This window comes from Streptomyces populi, assembly GCF_002911015.1.
Classification (GTDB): Bacteria; Actinomycetota; Actinomycetes; order Streptomycetales; family Streptomycetaceae; genus Streptomyces; species Streptomyces populi.
In genome coordinates this window covers 1-20,999 of sequence record NZ_KZ626947.1, presented here as the reverse complement: position 1 = coordinate 20,999, position 20,999 = coordinate 1, and the positions used below count along the sequence as shown (strand labels likewise).

Annotated in this window: 18 protein-coding genes; 6 read left to right on the top strand and 12 right to left on the bottom strand. The window is 72.6% G+C overall.

Features of this window, described 5'->3' with window-relative positions; translation table 11 throughout:
* The first annotated feature begins 158 nt into the window (after positions 1-158).
* Both CW362_RS34755 and CW362_RS34750 read left to right on the top strand, forming a co-directional pair.
* A complete protein-coding gene (locus CW362_RS34755; protein ID WP_037624324.1) occupies positions 159-533 on the top strand; it encodes a hypothetical protein in 375 nt (124 codons plus the stop codon).
* A 204-nt stretch (positions 534-737) separates the two neighbouring features.
* The gene (locus CW362_RS34750; RefSeq protein WP_276313727.1) at positions 738-1,160 is read left to right on the top strand and encodes an ArsR/SmtB family transcription factor; all 423 of its coding nucleotides are present in this window, start codon (positions 738-740) and stop codon (positions 1,158-1,160) included.
* Positions 1,161-1,187: 27 nt separating this feature from the next.
* Here CW362_RS34750 and CW362_RS43550 read toward each other — a convergent pair whose 3' ends face one another.
* Positions 1,188-2,162: a helix-turn-helix domain-containing protein gene (locus CW362_RS43550; RefSeq protein WP_162684325.1), complete on the bottom strand. Its 975-nt coding sequence runs from the start codon at positions 2,160-2,162 to the stop codon at positions 1,188-1,190.
* A 193-nt stretch (positions 2,163-2,355) separates the two neighbouring features.
* On the opposite strand from CW362_RS43550, the gene ligA reads away from it, so the two are divergent.
* Complete coding sequence (ligA, locus tag CW362_RS34740; RefSeq protein ID WP_103553598.1) at positions 2,356-4,467, top strand: NAD-dependent DNA ligase LigA; 2,112 nt, start codon at positions 2,356-2,358, stop codon at positions 4,465-4,467.
* On the opposite strand, the gene CW362_RS34735 is transcribed toward ligA, so the two are convergent.
* Together CW362_RS34735 and CW362_RS34730 are read right to left on the bottom strand one after the other, a co-directional pair.
* Complete coding sequence (locus CW362_RS34735; protein WP_103553597.1) at positions 4,455-4,643, bottom strand: hypothetical protein; 189 nt, start codon at positions 4,641-4,643, stop codon at positions 4,455-4,457. The genes ligA and CW362_RS34735 overlap by 13 nt on opposite strands.
* A 99-nt stretch (positions 4,644-4,742) precedes the next feature.
* Positions 4,743-5,153, bottom strand: a complete 411-nt coding sequence (locus CW362_RS34730; protein ID WP_037624328.1) for a Fur family transcriptional regulator — start codon at positions 5,151-5,153, stop codon at positions 4,743-4,745.
* Positions 5,154-5,744: 591 nt separating this feature from the next.
* Here CW362_RS34730 and katG point away from each other — a divergent pair.
* On the top strand, positions 5,745-7,961 hold the full coding sequence (gene katG, locus CW362_RS34725; RefSeq protein ID WP_103553596.1) for a catalase/peroxidase HPI: 2,217 nt from the start codon (positions 5,745-5,747) through the stop codon (positions 7,959-7,961).
* 128 nt (positions 7,962-8,089) lie between these two features.
* A complete protein-coding gene (gene lpdA, locus CW362_RS34720) occupies positions 8,090-9,490 on the top strand; it encodes a dihydrolipoyl dehydrogenase (RefSeq protein WP_103553595.1) in 1,401 nt (466 codons plus the stop codon).
* 248 nt (positions 9,491-9,738) lie between these two features.
* On the opposite strand, the gene CW362_RS34710 is transcribed toward lpdA, so the two are convergent.
* On the bottom strand, positions 9,739-9,963 hold the full coding sequence (locus CW362_RS34710; RefSeq protein ID WP_162684324.1) for a hypothetical protein: 225 nt from the start codon (positions 9,961-9,963) through the stop codon (positions 9,739-9,741).
* A 532-nt stretch (positions 9,964-10,495) separates the two neighbouring features.
* Here CW362_RS34710 and CW362_RS34705 point away from each other — a divergent pair.
* Complete coding sequence (locus CW362_RS34705) at positions 10,496-13,198, top strand: AfsR/SARP family transcriptional regulator (RefSeq protein ID WP_162684323.1); 2,703 nt, start codon at positions 10,496-10,498, stop codon at positions 13,196-13,198.
* A 106-nt stretch (positions 13,199-13,304) separates the two neighbouring features.
* On the opposite strand, the gene CW362_RS34700 is transcribed toward CW362_RS34705, so the two are convergent.
* The 8 genes from CW362_RS34700 to CW362_RS34665 form a co-directional block, all read right to left on the bottom strand.
* A complete protein-coding gene (locus CW362_RS34700; RefSeq protein ID WP_103553591.1) occupies positions 13,305-14,606 on the bottom strand; it encodes a discoidin domain-containing protein in 1,302 nt (433 codons plus the stop codon).
* A complete protein-coding gene (locus CW362_RS34695) occupies positions 14,603-15,160 on the bottom strand; it encodes a phage tail protein (protein WP_103553590.1) in 558 nt (185 codons plus the stop codon). The genes CW362_RS34700 and CW362_RS34695 overlap by 4 nt, the downstream gene beginning before the upstream one ends.
* Positions 15,161-17,107 (bottom strand): putative baseplate assembly protein, encoded by a 1,947-nt coding sequence (locus tag CW362_RS34690; RefSeq protein WP_103553589.1) that lies wholly within the window; start codon positions 17,105-17,107, stop codon positions 15,161-15,163. It abuts the gene before it with no gap.
* A complete protein-coding gene (locus CW362_RS34685) occupies positions 17,104-17,517 on the bottom strand; it encodes a GPW/gp25 family protein (RefSeq protein WP_103553588.1) in 414 nt (137 codons plus the stop codon). Before CW362_RS34685 ends, CW362_RS34690 begins: the two co-directional genes overlap by 4 nt.
* Positions 17,518-17,524: 7 nt before the next feature.
* Positions 17,525-17,806 carry a PAAR domain-containing protein gene (locus tag CW362_RS34680; RefSeq protein WP_103553587.1) on the bottom strand — a complete coding sequence of 94 codons (282 nt, stop codon included), beginning with the start codon at positions 17,804-17,806 and terminating at the stop codon, positions 17,525-17,527.
* Between the two features lie 133 nt (positions 17,807-17,939).
* Positions 17,940-19,811, bottom strand: a complete 1,872-nt coding sequence (locus tag CW362_RS34675) for a VgrG-related protein (RefSeq protein WP_103553586.1) — start codon at positions 19,809-19,811, stop codon at positions 17,940-17,942.
* On the bottom strand, positions 19,811-20,638 hold the full coding sequence (locus CW362_RS34670; RefSeq protein WP_103553585.1) for a CIS tube protein: 828 nt from the start codon (positions 20,636-20,638) through the stop codon (positions 19,811-19,813). Before CW362_RS34670 ends, CW362_RS34675 begins: the two co-directional genes overlap by 1 nt.
* The coding region (locus CW362_RS34665) for a phage tail protein (protein WP_103553584.1) at positions 20,635-20,999 on the bottom strand (365 nt) is incomplete at its 5' end. The genes CW362_RS34665 and CW362_RS34670, both read right to left, overlap by 4 nt.

Below are 20,999 nucleotides of genomic sequence, written 5' to 3'. Positions count from 1 at the left end.
AGCGGCGATCAATTCCAGGCCTTCCGAAATGCTCTTCGGTGCTCCTTCCGTCAGTCCCGGAACAACCCGGCCGCCCGGCGCGGACGGTCCGTAGGGTCCGGGTCACCGGCCGGTCGGGAACCCCTCCGTCCGCGCGGTGACCCGAAGGAGACATCGGTATGGCAAATGTGGAGATCTCCCTCAAGGAGACGATGACGTCGATCGAGGGCGCGCTGGGCGTGGCCCTCGTCGACTACACGAGCGGCATGGCACTGGGCACGCTGGGGGGCGGCAAGGATCTCGACCTGAACGTCGCCGCGGCCGGCAACACCGACGTGGTCCGGGCCAAGGTGCGCACCATGGAGCACCTCGGGCTCAAGAGCAAGATCGAGGACGTACTCATCACGCTCTCGGGTCAGTACCACCTGATCCGGCCGCTCACGGGCCGTGACGGCAACGGGCTGTTCCTGTACCTCGTGCTCAACAAGGCGACGTCCAACCTGGCCATGGCCCGCCATCAGCTCGCACGCATCGAAGCCGAACTAGAGGTGTAGACAGCCACGCCCTCCGCGCCTTCGCATGCCCACGACTTGAAGACTTCTTCAATTAGGTACATCCAGATGGAGTCAATCACGTGGGCGTGCGGAGGCGGAGCCGCCAGGATCGGTCCTTCAGGCACCGTTCGCGGCGGGCACGCGGACAGCCACCGCACCAGCCGGAGAAACAGCCCGTCCCCAGGCGGCAGGGAGCGAACGATTTTGAACAGGCAGGTTCCCCTCTACCAGGCCAAGGCCGAGTTCTTCCGGATGCTCGGCCACCCTGTGCGCATCCGCGTCCTGGAACTGTTGCAGAGCGGCCCCGTCTCGGTGCGCGACCTGCTCAGCGAGATCGAGGTCGAACCGTCCAACCTCTCGCAGCAACTGGCGGTGCTGCGCCGCTCGGGCATCGTGGTGTCCATCCGCGAGGGTTCGACCGTCAGTTACGCGCTGGCCGGCGGCGACGTCGCCGAACTGCTGCGCGCCGCCCGCCGCATCCTCACCGAACTGCTCGCGGGGCAGACCGAGTTGCTGGCCGAACTGCGGCAGGCCGACGTCGGCACGGGCCTGCCTCCCGGTCCGCGCGAACCGGATCTCGTCGTCACCCGGTCCGCGCACGCCTCACCCGCCGTCCGGGGGCACTGACGCCCGGGGCGGCCACCGGGCGGACCGTCAGGCCCAGCCCTTGCGCGCGGCGTGCCAGCCGAGCTGGATACGGCTCTCCGCGCCGGCCCGCGCCATGAGTTCGCCGATGCGCCGCTGCACGGTGCGGCGGGAGACACCGAGGCGTGCGCCGACCGCCTGGTCGGTGAGTCCGGCGAGGACGAGGGCCAGCATCCGGGCGTCGAACTCGTCTATCTCGTCCGGGCGTTGCTCCACGAGCCCGTCCCCCGCCGTATGGGGCGACAGGGGGTACGCCTGCTCCCAGGCCAGCTCGAAATAGGCGACGAGGGCGTCCAGCAGTCCGCCGGGGTGCACCAGCACCGAGGCGGCGGCGGTGTTGCGGCCGCTGAACAGGGGCAGCATGGCCAGGTCGTGGTCCGCGATCATGAGCTTGACCGGCACGGCGTCGGCGACCCCGATCCGCTGTCCTTCCGCCAGCACCGCGAGGGCCTGGGCGACCACTCCCGGTTCGGTCAGCGCGTCCCGGTGCAGGATCGTCCGGTAGAGCACACCACGGCGGATCCCGGCCCCCTCCGCGGTGTTGTCGTCGCGCGTGACGACTCGCTGTTCGGGCACCATCATCGACCGCACCTCGTGCCGGGCGGACTCCTGGAGCTGCCGGAACCGGTGCCGTACCGCGCCGATGTCGCTGATCACCTCCACCACGCCGCCCTCCGCACCCGTGCGGTGCTGCTCCGCCAGGGTGAGCACCGCGTGCTCCGCGGCGCTCAACTCGTCGCGGCGGCGCCGCAGTTCTCCGCCGAGCGCGACCGCGGGCGGCGCGGCCACGAACAGGGTGGCCGCGCCCTCGGCCGGCTGGGGGACGACGAGGCCGCGCCCGGCCAGGGCGGTGAGGACGTCACGCGCCTCGGACTCGGGGCGGCCGCTGTGGACGGCCAGTTCGTGGACGGCCGCCCGTCCACGCGCCACCAGGAGACGGTAGATCTCCTCCTCGGCCGGATCGAGACCGAGCGCGGCGAGCATGGGCCACTCCTTGAAGTCGGCTGGTGAGGCTGGGGCGGGACGCCGCGGGGGGAGGCGCGGATTCCGCCCGGTCCCCAGGTCTACTTCACCCCCGGGGCCCCTGTCACCTCCGCGTGGCGTTGTTGCCCGCATCGCCCGAAGTGCGTGCCCGGGCGAGGGCGTCCGGAGGGCATTGTCAGTGGTGGCAGGCAGGATGACGGGCATGACAACACCTGTTGCAGTGATCGTGGACGCCGTCGCCTACGCGCAGGCGGTCGAGGACGCGTTGAAGGCGTCGGCCGCCTACTACGAGGGCGGCACCTCCGCGCTGGACGACGACGCGTACGACCGGCTGGTGCGGGGCATCGCCGCGTGGGAGGCCGCGCATCCCGACCAGGTGCTGCCCGAGTCGCCCAGCGGCAAGGTCGCGGGCGGCGCCGTGGAGGGGGACGTCCCGCACACGGTGCCGATGCTGAGCCTGGACAACGTCTTCTCGCCCGAGGAGTTCACCGCCTGGACGGCTTCGCTGGCCCGGCGCACCGGTCACGAGACGGAACGATTCAGCGTCGAGCCGAAGCTCGACGGCCTGGCCATCGCCGCGCGCTACCACCAGGGCCGGCTCGCCCGGCTGATCACCCGGGGGGACGGCACCGCCGGCGAGGACGTGTCGCACGCGATCGGGACGGTCGAGGGCCTGCCCGGAGAACTCACCGAGCCCCTCACGCTGGAGGTGCGCGGCGAAGTCCTCATGACGACGGCTCAGTTCGAGCACGCCAACGAGATCCGCACCGCGCACGGCGGGCAGCCGTTCGCGAACCCGCGCAACGCCGCGGCGGGCACGCTGCGCGCCAGGGAGCGCGCCTACACCGTGCCGATGACCTTCTTCGGCTACGGACTGCTGCCGGTGCCCGGCACCGACGCGGACACGGCCGCCCGGCTCGAGGAACTCGCCCACAGCGAACTGATGGCGCGGGCGGCCGAACTGGGCCTGAACACCACCGCGAGCACGGCCGTCCCCGGCGTCACGGCGGCCGACGCCGAGCAGGTCCTGGCCCGCGTCCAGGAGATCGGGGCGCTGCGCGCCGAGCTGCCGTTCGGGATCGACGGGATCGTCGTCAAGGCCGACCTGGCGGCCGACCAGCGGGCCGCCGGGTCCGGCTCACGCGCGCCGCGCTGGGCCATCGCGTACAAGCTCCCGGCCGTCGAGAAGATCACCCGGCTGCTGGCGGTGGAGTGGAACGTCGGCCGCACCGGCATCATCGCGCCGCGTGCCGTGCTGGAGCCGGTCGAGATCGACGGCTCGACCATCACGTACGCCACCCTCCACAACCCGGCGGACATCACGCGTCGCGATCTGCGGCTGGGCGACCACGTGATGGTCCACCGCGCCGGGGACGTCATCCCCCGCATCGAGGCGCCCGTCGCCCATCTGCGTACCGGCGAGGAGCAGGCCATAGCCTTCCCCGAGGCGTGTCCGAACTGCGGATCCGCCATCGACACCAGCGAGCAGCGCTGGCGCTGCGAGCAGGGCCGCAACTGCCGTCTGGTCGCCGCCCTCTCGTACGCGGCGGGCCGCGACCAGCTCGACATCGAGGGTCTCGGTCACACCCGGGTCGTCCAGCTCGTCGAGGCCGGCCTGGTGACGGATCTGGCCGGTCTGTTCGGTCTGACCCGTGAGCAGCTCCTCGGTCTGGAGCGGATGGGCGAGACCAGCACCGACAACCTCCTCGCGGCGATCGGGACGGCCAAGGGCCGGCCGCTGTCCCGGGTGCTGTGCGCGCTCGGCGTGCGCGGCACGGGCCGGTCCATGTCCCGGCGCATCGCCCGGTACTTCGCCACCATGGACGCGGTCCGCGCGGCGGACGCGGAGACGATGCAGCAGGTCGAGGGCATCGGCACGGAGAAGGCTCCCTCGATCGTCGCGGAGCTGGCCGAACTCGCCCCGCTCATCGACCGGCTCGTCGCCGCCGGGGTCAACATGACCGAGCCCGGGGCCACCCCGCCCGCCGCGCCCGGCGAGGACGGCGCGGAGAGCGCGGACGGCACGGACGCGGAGTCGGGCGCGGCGGACGGCGGTCCGCTGTCCGGGATGACGGTGGTGGTCACCGGGGCGATGACCGGGGCCCTGGAGCAGCTCAGCCGCAACCAGATGAACGAGCTCATCGAGCGTGCCGGAGGCCGTTCGTCCTCCAGCGTGTCGAAGAGGACGACCCTGGTGGTCGCCGGCGAGGGCGCCGGGTCCAAGCGCGCCAAGGCCGAGACCCTCGGGGTCAGACTCGCGGCTCCGGAGGAGTTCGCCGAGCTGGTCGCCGACTACCTCGTCTGACCGCTCCGCCCGGGCGGTACGCCGACGCGCCGGGCCAGCACCTGGCCCGGCCAGGTCCCGGACAGGAACGGCTCGGTGGGGGTGAAGCCCTGGCGCTCGTAGAACGCGACCAGTTCGCCCCCGCCGCCCGGCCTGATCCGTATCGGCCCCGAGGTGTCCCCATCGATCTCGTTCACGGCGGAAGCCTAGGCGGCGGGGTGGGCCGCCGCGGGGTCTGCCGCCGGAAGGATCACCGCCGACGGGTCATCGGCCGGCATCCGGCATCCGGGTGGGCCCTACGCGCACGAAGGGCACAGACCCCGGTACGTGACCTCGACGGCGGCCACCGTGAAACCGAATCGTTCCGTCGCCGGGAGGTCGGCCAGCGGGTTGCCGGTCGGGTGGACGTCACGGACGGTGCCGCAGCTGGAGCACACCAGGTGCTGGTGCGGGTGGTGCGCGTTGGGGTCGTAACGTTTGGCCCGGCCGTCGGTGGAGACCTCGATGACCTCGCCGAGCGAGACCAGTTCCCCCAGGGCGTTGTAGACGGTCGCCCGGGAGATCTCGGGCAGCCGTTCGACCGCGCGGGCGTGCACCTCGTCGGCCGTGAGATGCACGTGGTCGCCGTCGAGGACCTCCGCAACGACACGCCGCTGGGAGGTCATGCGCCAGCCGCGCCCTCTCAGTCGCTCCAGCAGGTCACTCATGTCGGTTCACCTTTTCGGGGTCAGTGGGAGCCCGCAGTTTATCTGTGCGCATCCTGGATCCGATCGGATATGGATCTGGTGCCCTTCTTGACTTGGACTCTGTCCATTGTAGGATCGCTTTTGGCACTGGCCAAGGGACAAGAAGACTTCGGTACGGGCAGGAGAGACGCAGATGTCGGGACCACCGCCGTGGAACCACACGGCGCAGGTCTGCGGGTGACGGCCGCCGTGACACGCAGCCCGGGCCCCTCCCGGAACCCGGGACCCCCTCGGCGACGGCACGGTCGCCGCCGAGGCGGGCGACCCGGCGCCACATCTCCCAGCACGTCGCACACAGCCCTCCGTCCGCTCACCGTGGCGGGATGCGTACCCCGTTTCGGACCGGTCCAGCCGGTCCGGCTCGAGCCGTGTACGGCGTCCCCGCCCCCGGCCGTGCGGCCGGCCGGCCCCTTCGCCCGTTCCCGTCCGAAGACCACGGCCTCCCCGTCGACCCCGTCGGCGGTTCCGGGGCCTCCCGCCGGGGCCCGCCCCGGCCGCTCCCCCCACCCGCAGTCGCTGAGCACCGAGATCGGCTTGTCCGGAAGGATTCCCATGTCTGAGAACCACGACGCGATCGTCACCGACGCGAAAACGGAGGCCGCGGGCGGCTGCCCCGTCGCGCACGGCCGCGCTCCGCACCCGACCCAGGGCGGCGGGAACCGCCAGTGGTGGCCGGAGCGGCTCAACCTGAAGATCCTCGCCAAGGACCCCGTGGTGGCGAACCCGCTCGGTGCCGACTTCGACTACGCCGAGGCGTTCGGCAACCTCGACCTCGCGGCGGTGAAGCAGGACATCGCCGAGGTGCTGACCACCTCGCAGGACTGGTGGCCGGCGGACTTCGGCAACTACGGCCCGCTGATGGTCCGCATGGCCTGGCACAGCGCCGGCACCTACCGCATCAGCGACGGCCGCGGCGGTGGCGGCCGCGGCCAGCAGCGCTTCGCGCCGCTGAACAGCTGGCCGGACAACGGCAACCTCGACAAGGCCCGCCGTCTGCTGTGGCCGGTCAAGAAGAAGTACGGCCAGTCCATCTCCTGGGCCGACCTCATGATCCTCACGGGCAACGTCGCGCTGGAGCAGATGGGCTTCGAGACCTTCGGCTTCGGCGGCGGCCGCGCCGACGTCTGGGAGGCCGACGAGGACGTGTACTGGGGTCCCGAGACCGCCTGGCTCGACGACCGGCGCTACACCGGCGACCGCGAGCTGGAGAACCCGCTCGGCGCCGTCCAGATGGGCCTCATCTACGTCAACCCCGAGGGCCCGAACGGCAACCCGGACCCGATCGCCGCGGCCCGCGACATCCGTGAGACGTTCCGCCGGATGGCGATGAACGACGAGGAGACGGTCGCCCTGATCGCGGGCGGTCACACCTTCGGCAAGACCCACGGCGCGGGCCCGGCGGACAACGTCGGCGCCGACCCCGAGGCCGCCACCATGGAGGACCAGGGCCTGGGCTGGAAGAGCACCTTCGGCACCGGCAAGGGCGGGGACGCCATCACCTCGGGCCTGGAGGTCACCTGGACCACCAAGCCCACCCAGTGGAGCAACGACTTCTTCGACATCCTCTTCGGCTACGAGTGGGAGCTGTCCGAGTCCCCGGCCGGCGCCAAGCAGTGGGTCGCCAAGGACGCCGAGGCGATCATCCCGGACGCGCACGACCCCTCGAAGAAGCGTCTCCCCACGATGCTCACCACCGACCTGTCGCTGCGCTTCGACCCGATCTACGGTGAGATCTCGCGCCGCTTCCACGAGAACCCCGCCGAGTTCGCGGACGCCTTCGCCCGCGCCTGGTACAAGCTGACCCACCGTGACATGGGCCCGAAGTCGCTGTACCTCGGCCCGGAGGTCCCGGCGGAGACCCTGATCTGGCAGGACCCGCTGCCGGAGGCGCAGGGCGAGAGCATCGACGCCGCCGACGTCGCGGCGCTCAAGGCCAAGCTGCTGGAGTCCGGCCTGTCCGTCTCCCAGCTCGTGTCCACCGCGTGGGCGTCCGCCTCCACCTTCCGCGGCAGCGACAAGCGCGGCGGTGCCAACGGCGCCCGCATCCGTCTGGAGCCGCAGCGCAGCTGGGAGGCGAACGACCCCGACCAGCTGCGTCACGTCCTGAGCGTCCTCGAGGGCGTCCGGGCGGAGTTCAACTCCGGCGCCAAGAAGGTCTCCCTGGCCGACCTGATCGTCCTCGGCGGTGCCGCCGCGGTCGAGAAGGCCGCCGAGGACGCGGGCTTCGACGTGGAGGTCCCCTTCACGCCGGGCCGGGTGGACGCGACCGAGGAGCACACGGACGCCGAGTCGTTCGCCGCCCTGGAGCCGACCTGGGACGGTTTCCGCAACCACGTCGGCAAGGGCACCCGCCTGCCGGCCGAGTACCTGCTGCTCGACAAGGCGAACCTGCTCACCCTGAGCGCCCCCGAGACCACCGTCCTCGTCGGCGGTCTGCGGGTGCTCGGCGCCAACACCGGCCAGTCCGCCCACGGCGTGTTCACCACCACCCCGGGCGTGCTGACCAACGACTTCTTCGTCAACCTGCTCGACCTGGGCACGACCTGGAAGTCCACCTCCGAGGACCAGCACGCCTTCGAGGGCCGGGACGCCGCCACGGGCGAGCTGAAGTGGACCGGTACCCGTGCCGACCTGGTCTTCGGCTCCAACTCCGAGCTGCGCGCCCTCGCGGAGGTCTACGCGAGCGACGACGCGAAGGAGAAGTTCGTGAAGGACTTCGTCGCCGCCTGGGACAAGGTCATGAACCTGGACCGGTTCGACCTCGTCTGACGCCCGGCGTACGGGCCGGCTCCCCGCGGGGAGCCGGCCCGTACGCGTTCCGCGGCGTGCGCGGCCCCGGGTCCTGACGGCCGTGCCCGTCCCGTCACCGAGAGCGGTGGCGCTCTAGGCTGGCCGCCATGAGCGCACACTTTGACGTGGTGGTCCTGGGCGCCGGCCCGGGAGGATATGTCGCGGCGATCCGGGCCGCCCAGCTCGGACTCAGCACGGCGATCATCGAGGAGAAGTACTGGGGCGGCGTGTGCCTGAACGTGGGGTGCATCCCGTCGAAGGCGCTGCTGCGCAACGCGGAGCTCGCCCACATCTTCACCCAGGAGGCCAAGACCTTCGGCATCCAGGTGAGCGGTGAGGTGAGCTTCGACTACGGGGCGGCCTTCACCCGCAGCCGCAAGGTGGCGGACGGTCGCGTCAAGGGCGTCCACTACCTGATGAAGAAGAACAAGATCACCCAGTACACCGGCCGCGGCACCTTCCGCGACGACCGCACGCTCGACGTCGCCCTGTCCGACGGCGGAACGGAGACGGTCACGTTCGGCCACTGCATCATCGCCGCCGGTGCCACCACCAAGCTGCTCCCCGGAACCTCACTGAGCGAGCGCGTGGTGACGTACGAGGAGCAGATCCTGTCGGACACCCTCCCGGACAGCATCGTCATCGCGGGCGCGGGCGCCATCGGCGTGGAGTTCGCCTACGTCCTGCACAACTACGGCGTGCAGGTCACCCTCGTCGAATTCCTCGACCGGATCGTGCCGCTGGAGGACGAGGAGGTCTCCGCCGAACTGACCCGCCGCTACAAGCGGCTCGGCATCAACGTGCTGACCTCCACCCGGGTCGAGGCGATCGACGACTCCGGGGACAGGGTCAAGGTCATGGTGACCACGGGCGGCCAGCGGCAGACGCTGGAAACCGGCAAGGTGCTCCAGGCGATCGGGTTCCAGCCGCGCGTACAGGGCTACGGGCTGGAGAACACCGGGGTGAAGCTCACCGACCGCGGCGCGATCGACATCGACGCCCGGTGCCGCACGAGCGTGCCGCACATCTACGCCATCGGTGACGTGACGGCGAAGCTGATGCTGGCCCACGCGGCCGAGTCGATGGGCATCGTGGCCGCCGAGACGATCGGCGACGCGGAGACGATGGAACTCGACTACGTGATGATCCCCCGCGCGACCTACTGCCAGCCGCAGATCGCCAGTTTCGGCTGGACCGAGGCGCAGGCGCGCGAGCGGGGCTTCGACGTCAAGGTGGCGAAGTTCCCGTTCACGGCGAACGGGAAGGCCCACGGCCTGGGCGAGACGGCGGGATTCGTCAAGATCCTCAGCGACGCGCGCCACGGCGAACTCCTCGGAGCCCATCTGATCGGCCCCGAAGTGACCGAGCTGCTGCCGGAGTTGACGCTCGCTCAGCAATGGGATCTGACGGTCCACGAGGTCGCGCGCAATGTGCACGGGCACCCGACCCTCGGCGAGGCGGTGAAGGAGGCCGTGCACGGGCTGGCCGGTCACATGATCAACATGTGACACCGCCCCGGGTCACAGCGGGTTTCCGCTCCCCCGGGCCGCCTGCGGGCCGTCGGCCGTGCTCCTCCGGTGCCGGAGGAGCACGGCCGACGGCCGCTTCGGGCCCGCACCGCGAACGGCCGTCGACGGCTCGCACCGAGCCACCGCTCCGTTCCTCCCACGACATCCCGGCAGCCCGGCAGCCCGGCGGCCCGGCGGCCCGGCGGCCCGGCGGCCCGGCGGCCCGGCAGCCGTACGGCCGGGCACGGCTAGGAATTCGCCTCCCGGAACCAGTACCCCGCGCCTCTTACGGCCGTGGGCAGCGAGGGGGGAATATCGGCCTCGCCGGACAGCTTCGCGTCGTTGGCGGCGAAGGAGAGCTCGAAGCCCGCGTCCACCTTGCCCTCGAAGGTCGTCGTACCGCTCAGGGACGCGACGTCGTCGACCTCCAGCGTGGCGGCCTGGGCAATGCACGTGCCTGGATCGGGGTTCATCACCCCGTTGAAAATGTAGATGGTGCCGTCAAGAGATCCAGCGAATTGAAATTGGCCGTTCCTGACCCTGGCCGATCCGTCGATCGTGACTGGCATGAGTGCCTCCCGGGCACGATGGGGCGCTTCTTGATCTATCTATGGCGCGAGCCGCCCGGATCCCCGCCGAGGAAGCCCGAACCACTCGAAGAAGCGGTTCCCTGGGCCGTTCGCGCGTGGAGGCCGGGCCGTCTCGGGGCCGTCCGGAGGTACGCGACGACGACCGACGGCCACCGACGGCCGCGGCTCGGCCGTCGGTGCCACCCCAGCGGACACGATCGGTTCGGGCCACCCGGGACGGAACGGGATTCTCTTTGCCGTCGGCCGTTTCCGGGCACTCCGGATGAGGGAAAGCACGAAAATGACACCCCAAGGACACACAAGCCCCACACCCCGTAACCTGACGGGCATTGAAATACCAAAAACAGCACAAAAGAAGAAATAGCCGAAACGGGACACTCGCGTCAGAGCGCCCGGTACACGGAGATCAAGACATATGACGAGTCTTTTACCGGCGCAGCAGTGGACCACGTTCCGGATTCCGGCCTCCGAGACCATGCCCCGAGGCCGGCTGACCGAGCAGTTCAGCCGCTGCCCGTCGGGCCTGGTGGTCGCCCCTCCCGGCTTCGGCAAGACCGCACTGCTGGCGCAGGCGGCCAGGGCCCATCCGGGCCCGGTGACGTGGTACCAGGCCCGGCCCGGCGCCGGCCGGCGGGAGCTGCTGACCGCACTCGGGTACCCGCCGGACGCACCGGCGGAGCTCGTCGGCGCGTCCGGCGCGATCCAGCAGATGCCGCGGCGCCGGGACACCGGGGACGGCGGAACGGCCGGACGGCTGATCGTCATTGATGACATGCACCTGCTCTCGTCGGCCGCGCAGGCGCTCGCGGTCCGGCTCGGCCAGCTGGCACTGCCGCACCCGCTGGTCCTGATCGGAACGCGCCCCTCGGCCGAGTTGCCGGTGGCCTCGGTGGAGGCGTCGAGCGCGACGGTGGTGAACGCCGACGCGCTGCGTTTCCGCTCCTGGGAGGTCGAGCAGCTGTTCCCGCGCCTCTACGGCACGGCCCTGCGCCCCGGGATCGCGGTGCCCCTGGTCCGGGCCACCGGCGGCCGGGCCGCGATGCTGAGACTGTTCGGCAGAGCCGTGGCGGCCGACCCCGACGCGGGTCAGGAGCAGATCCTGGCCGACGGGTCGTTCGGCCGCGCATACCTGGAGCGGGAGGTGCTCGCCCCGCTCCCCGGCCGTCTCGGACGTTTCCTGACGGAGACCTGTCTGCTGAACCGGCTCACCGCCGACGCCTGCCACGCGCTGACCGGCCGGGCCGACAGCGCCGAGATGCTGTACTCCCTGGCTCACGAGCACGGGGTCCTGCGCGCCGCCCCGGACGGACACACGTACGTCGCCGAGCCCCTGCTCCGCGCATGTCTACGCGCGCGGCTCACCCGTGCGCTGACCGACGTCGAACTCGCGCGGCTGCGCGGCCGGATCGGTGCCGGTTCCGGCGGTCGGCAGGACCCGCCGCCGGCGGCGGTGCGCCGTCGCCTCGGGAACGCCGACTGGGCCGACCCGCTGCGCGCCGTCGTCGCGGGCACTCCGGACGTGTTCCCCGGCCGTCGCGACGGGCGCGTCACCGAGGCCGGCGCCGGCAGCTCCGCCGCCCTCCTCGTCCAGGGCGTCGCCGCCGCCCTGTCCGGTGACGGGACGGCCGGTGACACCGTGCGCCGGGCCCTGGCGGAGGCGACGGAAGACGCCCTGGTCGCACTGTCCGGGCAGCTGGTACGGGTGGTGCTGGCCGTGCTGGCCGCGGGCCCGGCCGGGCCGGTCCCCTACCCGGAGCTCCAGCGGATCGCGTACGACGCCGAACGACTGGACCTGCTGTGGCTGAGCCGTGCCGCCCGGTGCCTGCTGGGCCTGGGGCCTCACCCCGAGGACGCCGGACAGCCGGTCGTCGTGCTGGAGGAGTGCACCCGTCTCGGCGACGCCGAAGGGGCGGCGCTCGCCGTATCGGCCGTGTGCCTGCGCTCGGTGTGGCGGGGGCGTCCCGGCATCGGCGAGCTGGAGGAGGCCGTGCGGCGGTTCCGGGCACTGGGCTGGGGCACGCTGGAGGCGTGGGGCCGGGCCGCCCTCGCCGTCGTGGAGGCCGCGCACGAGCTGCCGGACGCGGAACAGCGCGCCGCCCAGGCGGAGGCGTTCGCCCGGTCGGCGGGCGTACCCGGCGCCCGTGCGCTGGCCATCGGCGCGATGGCCGTGGCGACGCCCGACGCGGCGAACCGGGCCGAGTTGCAGGAGGCCGCCTGGTCGACGGCCCGGTCCGCGCGACTGCCGGTGTCCGGGCTGCGCTCCTGGCTCACCGCCCTCGCGTCCCCGGCCGGGGACGGCACGGCGGCGACCGGAAGAACCAGAGGCGGCGGGCAGCACACCACCGCGTCCCCGCGCGCCCACGAAGCGCCGTCGCCGCCGGGTCTGACGGTGCGTTGCCTCGGCGGCTTCGAGTTCACCCTGGCCGGGCGCGCGCACGACTGGGCCAAGCTGCGCCCCAGGGCACAGGCACTGCTGCGGCTCCTCGCCGTGCGCGCCGGGCAGGCGGTCCACCGTGACCATCTGCTGCTCGCGTTCTGGGACGGGGTGACGACCCCGTCCACCCTGCACAACCTCCAGGTGACGATCTCCAGTCTGCGTTCCTTCCTGGAACCGGAACGTCCCAGGGGCGGTTCGCGGCTCATCGCGCGGCAGGGCGACTCCTACCGGCTGGTGCTGGCGCCGGGTGACGTGAGCGATGTCGCGGCGTTCGAGCGTGCGGTGCGCGACGGGCGAAGATCCCGGGCGCAGAGACGGCCGGAGGAGGCGGCCGAGGCGTTCCGCACGGCTCTGGAGCACTACGGGGGTGAGCTGCTGCCCGGGGACGGACAGGCCGAGTGGGTGGTCGCCGACCGGGAACGGCTGCGCCGGGAAGCGGCCGGTGCGGCCGTGGCCCTGGCCGAGATACGTCTCGGCCAGAACCGGCCCGTGGAGGCGGCGGACGCGGCCGAACGCTGCCTCGAGATCGACGGGCACCGCGACGCCGCGTGGCGGGTGCTGATCCAGGCGTGCGACACCGCCGGGCTCGCGGCCGACAGCGCGCGGGCCCGCAGCGGCTACTCGGCGATGCTGGCCTCCCTGGGCCTCCCGCCGTCCGGAGTGCTCCCCCATCCGATGTAGCGGCGGGCACGAGGGCCCGCGACCGCCGAACCCCTGCTCCGCCGCGCGGCGCGGGCCGGACGCCGTCACGAGGGGACGCCTCGATGACGGGCGTCCCGCACCGATGTCATCGCAGTCCGAAGAACTCGACCTCCAGGATCGCCGTGTGCCGGTTCTTCGCCTCGGCCCCGTAACCGGACCGGACGACGAACCGCACCGAGCTGACGTCCTTCCCTTCGAGGTCCAGCGTCTGCGGCCCCGGCTTGTCCTCCAGGTCGAGCCGCTTCTTCGTGACGTGGCCGCCCGGATCGCTCAGCTCGACGTCGAGGACGGACGGCCTGGCCTGTCTGAGGAACTCGTCCTTGTTGACCGACACCCCGGTGTGGATGATGAGCTGCTCGAGCGTGACGGGCTGTTCGAAGCGTGCCTCCAGTTCCTCCCCCGTGCCCGCGCCGGCCGACGCGGGTGCCCAGTAGGTGTTGTTCGCCCCGTCGAAGGCCAGGTTCGGCCCGTGGTTCTTGAGGTGGCTGGACGCCTTCGCGAACTTCGGGTTGACAGGGGTGGGTTCGGCCGTCTTGTTCCGGAGGCTGTCGATGAGGCCGCTCAGGTGGGGCCGGGCGAGGTAGCCGCCGCCGAGCAGGAGGGCCAGGGTGACCGGGATCGCCAGGCTCGGCCGTCGCCATGCCCGGACCCGGGGACGCTCCCCGGCCTCGAGCCGGCGCGGCGGGCGGCGGCGGAACCGCCGCAGCAGCCGCGCCCACCACGAGAGCCGCTCCTCCTCCACCACGGCCGCGTCGAGAACGGCGCCGCAGCGAAGGCACAGGGTGCGGGTACGCGGGTTGGCCCGGTCGCAGGCCGGACAGATCAGGTCGTGGGCCGGGGGCGCGGTCGCGGTGGTGTCCTGCGCGTCCGGCGAGGCGGGCAGGTCGTCCGGGTCCGCCGGCCGCTCACCGGGCCGTCGTACGGTGCCGGAGGCCCCGCGTTCCGTGGGCGTCCGGGGCCGGACCGGTTCGGCCGGTCCCGCGGGAACGGACGGGACCGCCGGACCCGGGACGGTCCGCTCCGGTGCGGAACCGGGCGGCGGTGTCCGGGGCCGCGGGGGAACGGGTGCCGAGGTCTCCGGCCGGGGCGGGACGGGATCGGTCCGGGTGGCCGTCGGCTCCGGCGCGGGACGGCCGACCGCCGCCGTCCGGACGGACGGCGCGGGCCCGTTCGCGTCCGGTGCCGCCGGAGCGGGCCCCGTCGGGCCGGCGACCGCGGGCTCCGCGCCGGCCGCGCGGGCTGCCGTCGCCGGAGCCTGGTCGCCCCCGGCGGAGCCCGCGCCGTCCTGCTCCCACTCGAGGAAGGCGTTGCAGGACGTGCAGAACGCCGTGCCCGGCGCGTTGTGGTGGCCGCAGTCCGGGCAGGCCGGTCCGGCGGGGCCGCTCATGACGCCTCCTTGAGGGGCAGCAGTTCCGTGTCGTACCCGACGTGCGCCGGCACCTCACCGGCGACCAGCCGCCGCAGCCGTTCCGCGCCCGCGGCGTCCGGGTCGGCCACCCGCACCCGTACGGTGACCCGGGGCGCGGCACCGGTCTCCCCGGGCAGGGGGCTGTGTGCCGTCTCGGACCACGACGTGCCGCCCGTCTCCTCGATCTCCGCCTCCGTGCCGAACTCCAGCCGTACGGCTTCGGCGAGTCCGCCCCTCGTTCCCCGTCTGCGGTGCCGTCGCATCGCCCCGAGGACCGCGGCCCTGCGCTGTTCGGCCGGCCGGCCGGGGGCCGGGTCCGCGGCCACCCACGCGCCCGTCCACTCCAGGAAGTCTTCCGGGGCGGTTCGCGGATCCAGATGGGCGGAGAGGTTGTCGATGGTCAGCAGCACCGGCGCGAGCACGTCGTCCAGCGCCCCGAGGAACCGCTGGACGAAGTCCTCCCCCAGGTACACCGCGGGAAGCTGGTAGACGAGTGGATGGGGCGTGGGCAGTCCCTCGACTGTTCCGCGCATTCAGGCCTCCCGCATTCGGAGTTGGTGCTCGTAGGAGAAGACGAGGGCGTGCGGGTCGAGCACGAGCCTGGTGACCGGTTCGGCGCGCTGTCCGGTCAGCGGGTCGGCCGGGAAGAGCCGGACGTCCTCGACGAGGTCGACGCCCGGCACCCGTTGCAGGACGGCGTACACCTCACCGGCGTGGACCGGCCGCCCGAACGGCCATCCCTGCCCGTCCGGGCCTCCGGTGACCGGGTTGAAATACCCGTACAGGGCGGCCAGCGCCGCGGTGCGGACCGGTTCCGCCGCCGCGCCGCGGGCCGCCAGCACGGACGCCACGACGGTGACGCCCTGGTAGTAGGGCGGCTCGACCACCAGCCGGGTGCCGATGGGGCGGCGCTGGTCCAGGTAGTCGGCGAGGCTGCGCAGCGTCTCCCGGGACGGCACCAGGTCGTCGAAGCGCAGCCGCCCCTGCGCGTCGCCCTGTACGGCGGGCACAAGGAGCAGCCGTACCCCGCCCTCCTCGCCCTCCCCCGCGGGTACGCAGGCGACCCGCGCCGCGTCCGGGGCGACCTCCCGCGCCAGCACCTCGTAGTCGCGCGGGACGACCGCCCGGTGCAGGGTGCTCAGTGTCATGGGGCCGCGGACCTTGGCGCTCTCCACGCTCTCCCCGTCGACCCCGCCGACGGCGGCCCGCCGGTTCTCGGCCCGCGCGACGAACGGCAGCGAGGTGCGCAGCATCCGCAGCGTCCCCCTGGCGACGTTGCCCCGGCTGCCGCCGCCGGTCCGGTAGGAGCGGATCCGCACCGGGGTGCCCTTGGCCGGCACGGCACCGTAGTGACGGACCGTCCCGTCCGGCTCGCGGACGGCCGGACCGAAGTCGACCCGGCCGGAGTTCGGGTCCAGCGTCAGGTGCCGGTCGCCGGGCCCCGAGTGGGCGAAGTCGTCGACGCGCTGCCACTGGGACCAGTCCGAGCCGTCCGCCACCTCCACGACGAAGGGTTCGTCGCCCGGGACGACGGGGGGCCGGGCGACCTGGAAGGACTGGCCGGGCACTCCCTCGGACAGGCCCAGGACCTCGTCCGTCACCGTTTCCGCGTGCACGGCCTCGACCGTGGCGCCGATGGTGAAGGCCTCGGCCTCGCGGATGGTCGGCGACTGAAGATAGGTGGGCTGGTCCGGCTCGGCGGGGACCAGCCGGCAGCGCACCCAGCCGGCGGTCTGGCGCGCGATCGTGGACTCCGCGTGGTTGCCCGGCAGGTGCAGGACCACCTGGCCGGGGCGGTTGAAGCCGCCGGTGCTGTCCTCCTCCACGTCGCAGCGCGCCCAGGCCGTGCCGTCCCACGCCTCCCAGCGCAGCGGCGGGCGCCGCGGGTCGACGCCGACGCCGTCGACCCGGCAGTCCAGACGCAGCACGACGACCCCGGCCGGAACGGGGTTGGTGAGGCCGACGTACAGGGCGTCGCCGGGGACGGGCTCGGCGTCGAAGCAGGGCACGTCACGGCCGAGGGCGAGTTCCTGCGTACGGTCGTCGGCTCCGCCTCCGGCGGGGCAGGTGGCCAGCCGGGCCAGCCCGCACGGCACGACCGGGAGGTCGCGGACGGTGGTGAACACCACCGCCTCCTCGGTCTCGGTGCGCACGGTGGCGACCTCGGTGCCGGCCCTGACCCGGACGGTCTCGGGCTGCGGCGCGGACAGCCAGAACGTGACGTCCGTACGGGCGGCGGTGGGCGGGTGCAGCCGGACGCCGATCAGGTCGAGGAAGGCCAGGTAGTTCTTCTCCGGCACGCGGTTGAGGCGGTAGAGGAGCTGGTCGACCATCGTGGCGAAGGCCTCGATCAGGGTCACGCCCGGATCGGAGACGTTGTGGTCGGTCCACTCGGGGCAACGCTGCTGGACGAACCTCTTGGCGTCGTCGACGAGCCCCTGGAACCGCCGGTCGTCGAGATGGGGGCTGGGCAGCGTCACGGGCCCGTACCTTCCTCGTGCGCGGGAATCACATAGAACGGGAAGACGAGGTTGCGGGGGTCGTTCGTGCCCCGCACGGTGTAGCTGATGTCGATGTACAGCACGCCGTCCTCCACCGCGTCGAACCGGACGTCGATGCCGACGACCTCGATCCGCGGCTCCCAGCGGTCCAGGGCGAGCCTGATCTCGTAGGCGACCTGGCCCGCGGTGCCGGCGTCGGCGGGGGCGAACACGTAGTCGTGGATGGCGCAGCCGAACTCCGGCCGCATGGGGCGCTCCCCGGGGGAGGTGGCGAGCACGAGCCGGATCGACTCCTCGATCTCCCGCTCGCCGCGCACCAGGGCGATGCTCCCGGTGGCGTCGGTGCGCGGCGGGAACGCCCAGCCCGCGCCGACGAACTGCTGTCCCATCAGCCGGTCACCCGCCGATCAGGACGGTCGGGCAGCCCGCGACGATCGGAGCCCCGCAGGCGGCGGTGTCACCCATGCGGGCGGCGGGCTTGCCGTTGATCAGGACGGTGGGGCACCCCGGCGGGATGATCACGGACGGCGGGTGCACGGCGGGCGGCGGGAAGGCGCAGACGTGCGTGGTGCCCACGGTGGCGGCGGGCATGCCGCCGATGAGGACGGTGGGCGCGCCGGGCGGGCCCACCGTCCCCGGGTGACCGGTGGGATCGCCGACGCGAGCGGCGGGTGGCATGGAGAAGGCTCCTTTTCGTCGGCTGTTCGTCGTGACCGGGACCGGTCGTGGGGTGGGGGGTCGAGTCGTGGGCGGGGAGTCGTGGGGCCGGTGACCGTCGTGCCGGGTGCCGTGCCCGCCACGTGCCGCCCCGTCAGTTGATCCGGACCAGGCCCGCGTTGATCGTGCAGGTCGCCCCGCCCTTGATCTCCGTGCGCGCGGTGCCGTTCACCGCGACCTGGCCGCCCTTCACCTCCACTCTCCCGCTGGTCGCGAGCCCGACCTGGCCACTGCCGCCGTCCACCTGCACGCCGGTCTGCGCGGTCACCTTCACCGACTTGCCGGTCAGTTCGAGGGTGCCGTTGCCCGCGTCCATCAGCGCGCCGTTGCCCGCCTTGACGGTGACCTTGTCCTTGGCGTCGATCTCCACCGTGCCGTCGCTGTGCACGATGATCTTGGTGCCCTTGCGGTCGAGGTCGATGGTGAGCTTGCCGTCGCCGGTGACCATCCGTACGCCCTGCGGACCGGAGGCGTTGTCGAGCAGTTCGAGCTGGTTGCCGCTGCGGGAGGAGAACGTCCGCCGGTTGACGGCGCCGCTGGTCCCGTCGATCAGCTCGCCGCTCGCCGTGGACGGCTTGTCCTGCCCGTTGAAGAGGCAACCGAGCACGTACGGGCGGTCGAGCCGGCCCTGTTCGAACCCGACCAGCACCTCGTCGCCCACCTCCGGGACGAACGCGGAGGTCCCCTTGCCGTTCTTGCCGCCTCCTCCGGAGGTCTGCGCGCAACGGGCCCAGTCGCTGACGTAGTCCTCGGACAGCCAGGGGAACTTCACCTTGACGCGGCTGAGTTTGTCCGGGTCCTTGGTGTCGGAGACGACCCCGATGACGACGCCGTCCATCTCGGGGAGCCTGGCCGCCCGGCCCGTGGCGCCGCCGGCCAGCGCCGACAGGGAGCGTTCCTGCTGTCCGGAGACGGTCACCCAGGTCTCGTAGCCGCGGTGCGCGTCGAAGACGTGCCGGGAGGAGGTGACGGTGTACCGGCCCTCGAACGGGGCGCCGACCCCGGACAGCGCGACCGCGCCGCCGGCCCGGACCTCGGGGTTGCCCTGGATGGCCGCCTCCATCTCGGCGAACGACCCGGCGATCCGCTGCGCCAGCGCCTTGGCGACCTGCTCGACCCGGGCCTGCGCGCCGTAGGTGTTGTCGGTGACGAGGAAGTCGGCCTTGCCGAAGGGGCTCGTCGCGTCCGCCGGGGAGGCACCCAGCTGGAAGGTGTCCGCCCGGCCCGCGTCCGCCGTGGCGACCAGGGCCTGCTTGGTCCTGGTGTCCCAGCCGCGCACCTGGACCTGGGAGACCTGGTCGGCCGCGCTCACCCCGGCGCGGCAGCGCAGCAGGTTCTTCCCGAGTTCCAGCACCAGCGGGTCGCGGTCGGCGCGGGCCGAGGAGCCGGGCGCGCCGGACGCCGCGGTGGGGCCGGTGACGTGCAGGGCGCCGTCGATCACGTACACCTGCGCTCCGGCGTCCTCGGCCAGGCCGCGGAGGAACTCCCAGTCGGAGAGGTTCGCCTGGGCGACGTGTTCGAGGACCGGTCCGGAGACGTCGATCCTCCCCGTCGAGAGCCCGGCGCGCTGGGCGACGCGGCGGCAGATGTCGGCGACGGTCATGTTCTGGTAGGCGGCGACCCGGCGGCCCCGGAAGAGCCGGTGCGCCTTGTCCATGCCCCGGACCACGGTGAACGTGCCGGTCTCGTCGAAGTCCAGCTCCAGCGCGGTCACCTCGCCCTTGAGCAGGGGTTTCGGCGAGCCGCCCGCTCCGGACGAGGCCAGCAGCCGCGCCTCGGAGCCGATCTTGAGGCCGGCCTTGTCGATCAGCACCCGGCCGGGGTCGCGGAACCGCAGGCAGAACGTGTCGGGCAGCGTCCGGCTGTCGTCGACGTAGCCGTCCACCAGGGTGTTGGCGAGGTCGGCGGGGAGCCGGGTCCCGCCGATCTCCACGACCAGGCTCTTGGCGACGGTGTCGTGGGCCATCAGACGTCCCTCCGGCCGCCGGACGCCCCGGCCCCGTACGCGAGGGGCTGCGTCGCCCCGCCCGGTACCGCGTCCAGTTCGTCGGCCGCGGGGAGCAGCAGTTCCCGCCCCTCGGCCAGCCGCATCGGATCGTCGATGCCGTTGGCCTCCGCGATGGCCCGCCAGGCCCCCGCGTCGCCGTACTCGGCCCAGGCGAGGCCCTGCAACGTGTCGCCCGCGCGGAGCCGGTGGACACGGCGGGCGGTCAGCGCCCCGGAGGTCGGGTTCTGGCCGGCCGTCTCTCCGCTGATCTCCTCCATCGTCACCTGGCACACCGCGCGGATCGGCACCCCGGACGTGGTGAACAGCGTGTACTTGACCTGCACCTGACTGACGTAGCCGGGGAAGCCGGTGATGCCTCCCCAGTGGAAGACCACCCAGGGCGGTGAGGACCGCTGCGCCTGCCGGGTCTCGTTGGTCGGCACACAGCAGGCGAACAGGCTCTCCACCGCCTTGACGACACTGGTGTCCTGGGTGTCGCTGGCGTCGAAGAACATCTCGACGGTGAGCTTGCTGGGCTGCGGTCCCTGGTACTCCGGCGGGCCCGCGCTCTTGGCGCCCTTGGCGGGGGTGCGTTTCCAGGACGCCGACTTGCCCAGGCTGAGTTCCTTGGGGTTGAACTGGAAGTCGATCCTGCCGCAGGGGCCGCCGGGGGTGAGGCTGCCGCCCGAGGGCGGGGTGCGCAGTTCGAGGTAGGCGTGCTCCAGCTTGGGCCGCGCGTTGCCGCCCGCGGCCGACGCCGACTTCGCGCCGCCGCCCGCCGCGCTGAACGCCACGGGCCCGCTCATGCCCCGGGCTCCATCATGTAGCCGTGGTGCGCGATCTCGATGGTCTCGGTGGCGACCTTGGGCGACTCGGGGTTGAACGTCGGCCCGGTCCAGCGCACCGGCACCACCTCCAGCAGGCCCCAGCGGGCGACCATCACGCCGTCGCCGGTGCGCGCCTCGATGTGCGCGGTCTTGCGGGCGAACCCGGTGGTCATGCTGGCGAACCACTTGGCCACCTTCTGGGTGTCCCGGGTCAGCGGCCGGGAGAGCTTGACGTTGGAGTACTTCAGGCGTGTCGGCAACTGCCAGACGTGGCCGTTGTTCCCGCCCTCCTCGCGGGGTTCGAGCACCACCTCGCAGCCCAGCCCCTCGCAGCTGTTGA

Excerpts from the sequence above, each read along its gene's own strand:
- CW362_RS34755 (WP_037624324.1), top strand. The coding sequence starts at position 159 with ATGGCAAATGTGGAGATCTCCCTCAAGGAGACGATGACGTCGATCGAG.
- CW362_RS43550 (WP_162684325.1), bottom strand. The coding sequence starts at position 2,162 with ATGCTCGCCGCGCTCGGTCTCGATCCGGCCGAGGAGGAGATCTACCGT.
- ligA (WP_103553598.1), top strand. The coding sequence starts at position 2,356 with ATGACGGGCATGACAACACCTGTTGCAGTGATCGTGGACGCCGTCGCC.
- CW362_RS34730 (WP_037624328.1), bottom strand. The coding sequence starts at position 5,153 with ATGAGTGACCTGCTGGAGCGACTGAGAGGGCGCGGCTGGCGCATGACC.
- katG (WP_103553596.1), top strand. The coding sequence starts at position 5,745 with ATGTCTGAGAACCACGACGCGATCGTCACCGACGCGAAAACGGAGGCC.
- lpdA (WP_103553595.1), top strand. The coding sequence starts at position 8,090 with ATGAGCGCACACTTTGACGTGGTGGTCCTGGGCGCCGGCCCGGGAGGA.
- CW362_RS34710 (WP_162684324.1), bottom strand. The coding sequence starts at position 9,963 with ATGAACCCCGATCCAGGCACGTGCATTGCCCAGGCCGCCACGCTGGAG.
- CW362_RS34705 (WP_162684323.1), top strand. The coding sequence starts at position 10,496 with ATGACGAGTCTTTTACCGGCGCAGCAGTGGACCACGTTCCGGATTCCG.
- CW362_RS34700 (WP_103553591.1), bottom strand. The coding sequence starts at position 14,606 with ATGAGCGGCCCCGCCGGACCGGCCTGCCCGGACTGCGGCCACCACAAC.
- CW362_RS34695 (WP_103553590.1), bottom strand. The coding sequence starts at position 15,160 with ATGCGCGGAACAGTCGAGGGACTGCCCACGCCCCATCCACTCGTCTAC.
- CW362_RS34685 (WP_103553588.1), bottom strand. The coding sequence starts at position 17,517 with ATGGGACAGCAGTTCGTCGGCGCGGGCTGGGCGTTCCCGCCGCGCACC.
- CW362_RS34680 (WP_103553587.1), bottom strand. The coding sequence starts at position 17,806 with ATGCCACCCGCCGCTCGCGTCGGCGATCCCACCGGTCACCCGGGGACG.
- CW362_RS34675 (WP_103553586.1), bottom strand. The coding sequence starts at position 19,811 with ATGGCCCACGACACCGTCGCCAAGAGCCTGGTCGTGGAGATCGGCGGG.
- CW362_RS34670 (WP_103553585.1), bottom strand. The coding sequence starts at position 20,638 with ATGAGCGGGCCCGTGGCGTTCAGCGCGGCGGGCGGCGGCGCGAAGTCG.